This is a genomic window from Micromonospora noduli (assembly GCF_003264365.1).
Classification (GTDB): domain Bacteria; phylum Actinomycetota; class Actinomycetes; order Mycobacteriales; family Micromonosporaceae; genus Micromonospora; species Micromonospora noduli.
This window is the reverse complement of record NZ_PYAK01000117.1, coordinates 1-5,313: the sequence shown is the minus strand read 5'-3', so window position 1 is coordinate 5,313 and position 5,313 is coordinate 1. Positions and strand designations below refer to the sequence as shown.

At 72.8% G+C, this 5,313-nt stretch carries 4 protein-coding genes; all 4 read right to left on the bottom strand.

What is annotated here, in order from left to right:
- Positions 1–380 precede the first annotated feature (380 nt).
- Positions 381–1,460, bottom strand: a complete 1,080-nt coding sequence (locus GUI43_RS33025; RefSeq protein WP_112700700.1) for an amidohydrolase family protein — start codon at positions 1,458–1,460, stop codon at positions 381–383.
- A 65-nt stretch (positions 1,461–1,525) separates the two neighbouring features.
- Positions 1,526–3,085 (bottom strand): signal recognition particle protein, encoded by a 1,560-nt coding sequence (gene ffh / locus GUI43_RS33020; RefSeq protein WP_112581984.1) that lies wholly within the window; start codon positions 3,083–3,085, stop codon positions 1,526–1,528.
- 114 nt (positions 3,086–3,199) lie between these two features.
- Positions 3,200–3,856, bottom strand: a complete 657-nt coding sequence (locus GUI43_RS33015; protein WP_112700698.1) for a response regulator transcription factor — start codon at positions 3,854–3,856, stop codon at positions 3,200–3,202.
- Complete coding sequence (locus tag GUI43_RS33010) at positions 3,853–5,016, bottom strand: sensor histidine kinase (RefSeq protein ID WP_225855468.1); 1,164 nt, start codon at positions 5,014–5,016, stop codon at positions 3,853–3,855. The genes GUI43_RS33015 and GUI43_RS33010 overlap by 4 nt, the downstream gene beginning before the upstream one ends.
- Between the last annotated feature and the right edge of the window lie 297 nt (positions 5,017–5,313).

The following is a 5,313-nucleotide window of genomic DNA, read 5'->3' as shown; positions in this document are numbered from 1 at the left end:
AGTCGTCGTGCGCGCCTTGCAGGAACGCCACCACCTCCGGATACGGACGGATCACGTCGGCGACGTCGAGCAGCGCCCCCGCGCCCCCGCGCCCCCGCGCCCCGCGCAACTTCCCGGATGTTGCTGCGTCAGGCGCGCAGGAGGCAGCAACATCCCTGATGTTGCGGGGATCTTCTTCCTCATTGATCTCGCCGCACTCCAAGATCGCGCTCGATCCTGGATGTAGTGGCATCCCCAAGCGCCGAGGCCACTACATCCTGGTTCGAGCGCGATCTTGCGGCGCACGCACGGCCCGGCGCGCCGAATAGCCCGGCGCGGAACAGCCCGGCGCCGAACAGCCCGGCGGGGCGCGGCCCGGCGGGGGCGACGCTCTCGCGGGGTCAGCGGATGACGCGGCCGCGGAGGATCGTGCGGGACGGGGCGCGGACGACGCGCAGGTCGCTACGGGGGTCTTCGGGGTAGACGGTCAGGTCGGCGAGGCCGCCTTCGACCAGCCCGGGGAAGCCGAGCCAGGCACGGGCGCCCCAGGAGGCGGCGGCGAGTACGTCGATGGGTGCCATGCCGGCCCGTTCGTGCAGCAGCAGCATCTCCTCGGCGGCCAGCCCGTGATCGATGCCGCCACCGGCGTCGGTGCCCACGTAGATCGGCACCCCAGCCTCGTGCGCGGCACGCACCACCTCGGGGAAGCCGTCGCGCAGCGCGAGCATGTGGTCGGCGTACCCGGGGAACTTGCCCCGTGCCTGCTCGGCGATGCCCCCGAAGGTGGCAATGTTGATCATTGTGGGGACCAGGGCGGTGCCCTGGCGGGCCATCTCGTCGATCAGGTCGAGGCTGAGCCCGGTGCCGTGCTCCACCGAGTCGACGCCGGCCCGCACCATGATCTCGACGGCCGACTCGGAGAAGGTGTGCACCGCGGCGCGTACCCCGGCGTCGTGCGCCGCCTGCACGGCGGCGGTGAGGGTGTCCGCGTCCCAGGCCGGCGCCAGGTCACCGACGCCCCGGTCGATCCAGTCGCCGACCAGCTTGACCCAGCCGTTGCCGGCCCGCGCCTGAGCAGCGACCGCCGCGGCCACGTCGGTAGCGTCCACCTCCACGCCGATGTCGCGCAGGTAGCGCTTCGGCGGGGCGACATGCTGGCCCGCGCGGGCCAGTCGCGGCAGGTCCGGCTCGTCGTCCAGTTCGGGGTACGGGTACGGCGAGCCGGCGTCCCGGATCGCCAGCACCCCGGCGTCCCGGTCGACGTGGGCCAACGCGCGGGCCTGGTCGAGCGAGGTGATCGGGGCGCCACCTCGGGCGATGCCGATGTGGCAGTGCGCGTCGACAAGCCCCGGCAGCACGAAACCACCGTCGACGACGGTCTCCGAATCGGGCACCGGGGTGAAGGTCACCCGGTCGCCGACCAGCCAGAGATCCCGTACCTCGTCGTCGGGGAGCAGCACGCCGCGCACATGAAGAGCCATGCGCACAGTCCTACCCGATCACTCCCCGTCGGGGGCGAGCAGGTGGTCCTCGACCGGCACAGAGGTCAGCGCGGGCCCTTGTCGCCGCCCTTGCCGAGCTTGTTGAAGTCGATCTTCGGGAGCTTGAAGCCGGGCGGGAGACCCTGGCCGCCAGCGAGGTCGTTCGGGTCCATCCCCGGCGGGAGCTGCGGCATGCCACCCGGGAAGCCGGCGGGCATCCCGGCGCCGGCGCCCGTACGCGGACGACCGCCGCCCTTGGTGCCCTTGCGCTTGTTCTTCGGCGACTTGGTCGCCTTGCGGCGGCCACCGCCGGGCAGGCCCATCATGCCGCCCATCTGCTTCATCATCTTCTGCGCGTCGGCGAAGCGGTTGAGCAGCTGGTTGACGTCCATCACGGTGACCCCGGAGCCGTTGGCGATGCGCGCCCGGCGGGAACCGTTGATGATCTTCGGGTTGGTCCGCTCGCCCGGGGTCATCGACCGGATGATCGCGGTGACCCGGTCGAAGTGGCTGTCGTCCAGATCGGCGAGCTGGTCCTTCATCTGCCCCATGCCGGGCATCATGGCCAGCACGTTGGCGATCGGGCCCATCCGCCGCACCGCGATGAGCTGGTCGAGGAAGTCGTCCAGGGTGAACTGCTCACCGCCCATCAGCTTGGCGGTCATCTTCTCCTTCTGATCGGAGTCGAAGGCCTGCTCGGCCTGCTCGATCAGAGTGAGGACGTCGCCCATGCCGAGGATCCGGCTGGCCATCCGGTCGGGGTGGAAGACGTCGAAGTCCTCCAGCTTTTCACCGGTGGAGGCGAACAGGATCGGCTGCCCGGTGACCTCGCGGACCGACAGTGCGGCACCACCGCGGGCGTCGCCGTCAAGCTTGGAGAGCACCACACCGGTGATGCCGACGCCGTCGCGGAACGCCTCGGCGGTGCGGACGGCGTCCTGACCGACCATCGCGTCGATGACGAAGATGACCTCGTCCGGCGAGACGGCGTCGCGGATGTCGGCGGCCTGCTGCATCATCTCGGCGTCGATGCCGAGCCGGCCCGCGGTGTCGACGATGACGATGTCGCGTGCGGCGCGCTTCGCGTGCTCGATCGACGCGCGGGCCACCTGCACCGGGTCACCGGTGCCGTTGCCGGGCTCCGGGGCGTACACCTCGACACCGGCCCGGCCACCGAGCACCTGGAGCTGCCCGACGGCGTTGGGGCGCTGGAGGTCGGCGGCGACGAGCAGCGGCTGGTGCCCCTGGCCCTTGAGCCAGCGGGCCAGCTTGCCGGCGAGGGTCGTCTTACCGGAACCCTGGAGGCCGGCCAGCATGATCACGGTCGGCGGCTGCTTGGCGAACTGGAGCCGCCGGCCCTCGCCACCGAGCACGGTGATCAGCTCTTCGTTGACGATCTTGATGATCTGCTGGGCCGGGTTCAGCGCCTGGGAAACCTCGGAGCTGCGGGCCCGCTCCTTGACGGCCGCGATGAAGCCCTTGACCACCGGCAGCGCAACGTCCGCCTCCAGCAGCGCGAGGCGGATCTCGCGCGCGGTGGCGTCGATGTCGGCGTCGGTGAGCCGCCCCTTGCCGCGGAGCTTGGTGAAGATCCCGGACAGGCGGTCACTCAAGGTGTCAAACACGCGAACATCCCGTTTGTCAGTGTTCCGGCGGGCACAACGCGGCCGGCACTGCGGAGTCCGGCCACCGCTAGGGTAACCGCCCGGCCGTAGGGCCGCTGTCGCCCGGCCCGGGCCTCACCCCGACACCAACCCCGACTGGTACGCGAACACGACGAGCTGGGCCCGATCCCGGGCTCCCAGCTTGCCCATCGCCCGGCTGACGTGGGTCCGCGCGGTCGCCCGGCTGACCACCAGCTGCGCCGCGATCTCCTCGTTGTTCAGGCCCTCACCGACCAGGCCGACGACCTGACGCTCCCGATCGGTCAGCGCCCCCAGTCGGGGGTGCGGACGAAGCACCCGGGACGGCCGGGTGGCGAACTCCCGCACCACCCGACGGGTCACCGACGGCGACAGCAGCGCCTCCCCCTCGGCGACGAGCCGGATCGCGCGCAGCAGCTCAGCCGGTCTGGTGTCCTTGGTGAGGAACCCGCTCGCACCGTGCCGCAGCGCGTCGAAGACGTACTCGTCCAGCTCAAAGGTGGTGAGCACCACCACCCGGGTACCGGTCAGATCGGGGTCGGCGACGATACGGCGGGTCGCCTCGATGCCGTCGATGCCGGGCATCCGGATGTCCATCAGCACCACGTCCGGCCGTTCCCGACGGGCCAACTCGACCGCCCGCAGCCCGTCGGACGCCTCGCCGGCCAGCGCCAGGTCTTCCTCGCTCTCCACCAGCGCGCGCAGCCCGAGCCGGACCAGGTCCTGGTCGTCGACGATCAGCACCCGGATCACGTCGTCGGCTCCAAGGGCAGCGCGGCGTACACCCGGAAGCCGCCCCCGGCGCGCGGCCCGGTGGTCAACCGCCCGCCCAGCGCCGCGACCCGCTCGCGCATCCCGGCCAGACCGTGGCCACCCTCGTCGTCGGCCGGAGCCGTCCCGGCGCGGTCGGCGCCCATCCCCCGGTCGGTGACCTCGACGGTCACCTCGTCGACGCGGTAGTCCACGGTCACCTCCGCGCTCGCCACCCCCGCGTGACGCAGCACGTTGGTCAACGCCTCCTGCACCACCCGGTAAGCGGCCAGGTCGAGCGCGGCCGGCACCTCCCGGGGGTGCCCGACCACGCGCACCTCGACGGCGAGCCCCGCCCCGGCGAGCCGGTCGCGCAGCGCGGGGAGCCGGGCCAGGCCGGGTACCGGCTCGCGCTCGGCACCCCGCCGCACCGCGCCCAGGGTCACCCGCAGCTCGTCCAGCGCCTCGCGGCTCGTCCGGCTGATCGCGGTCAGGGCCACCTCCGCCTGCTCCGGCCGCTTCGGCAGCAGGTGCAGGGCGATCTCCGCCTGCATGCTGATCGCGGCCAGCCCGTGCCCCACCACGTCGTGCACCTCCTGCGCGATGCGCAGCCGCTCCTCGTCGGCCTGCCGTCGCGCCTGCTCAACTCGGCTGCGGGCCTCTTCGGCACGGGTACGCGCGGTCGCCTCACGGCTCACCCGCACCACCACCCCCACCGCGAACGGGACGACCACCCAGGCCGCCGCGGGCAGCACTCCCGTCCAACCCGGCGCGGGCCCCCGCCCGAAGAAGACGTGCGCCAACAACAGAACGAACGCGCCGCCGGTGGCGAGCGCCGCCGATCGCACCGGCAGCCACACGGCCACGGTGTAGACCGCGACCAGGAACGTGACCAGAATCGGCCCGTACGGGTAGCCGATCAGCAGGTACGTCGAGGTGGCCACGGTGACCACGGCGAGGGCGGCGACCGGAGCACGCCGCCGGACGAGCAGGGCGAGCGCGGCGACGGCGATCAGCAGCCGACTGGCGGCGTCCACCGGCCTCGACCCCGGCTGGTTGTCCCCGGCCAGACCGGTGGCGAGCAATCCGAACGCGAGCAGCACCAGGGCGAGCGCGGCATCCGCCGCCACCTCCGGCCACCGCCACTGCCCGCCTCGTCGCATGGCCGTCATTCTGCCCGCGCAGCTGCCGCTCGACGTGCGTCCACGAGCGGCACCGCCACTACGCCCCCGGACGTACCCGCTGCCGCAGCCCCGCCCCGCTGTCCGCCCCGCGCCTCTCCCTGCGGTCCGGACCGGCCGGTTACGGCCCGCCCCCGTCCCTGCCCCCGCCATTCCTTGCCCGCCCGGCCGCTCACGGCGCCCACTTGTCCGGCGCTGCTAGCCGACGGGCTTGCCGGGCGGCGCTTGCGGGCGGCGCTTGCGGGCGGCGCTTGCGGGCGGCGCTTGCGGGCGGCGCTT

What these genes read in the sequence shown, in the direction of transcription:
- GUI43_RS33025 (WP_112700700.1), bottom strand. Translation starts at nt 1,460, where the DNA reads ATGGCTCTTCATGTGCGCGGCGTGCTGCTCCCCGACGACGAGGTACGG.
- GUI43_RS33010 (WP_225855468.1), bottom strand. Translation starts at nt 5,016, where the DNA reads ATGCGACGAGGCGGGCAGTGGCGGTGGCCGGAGGTGGCGGCGGATGCC.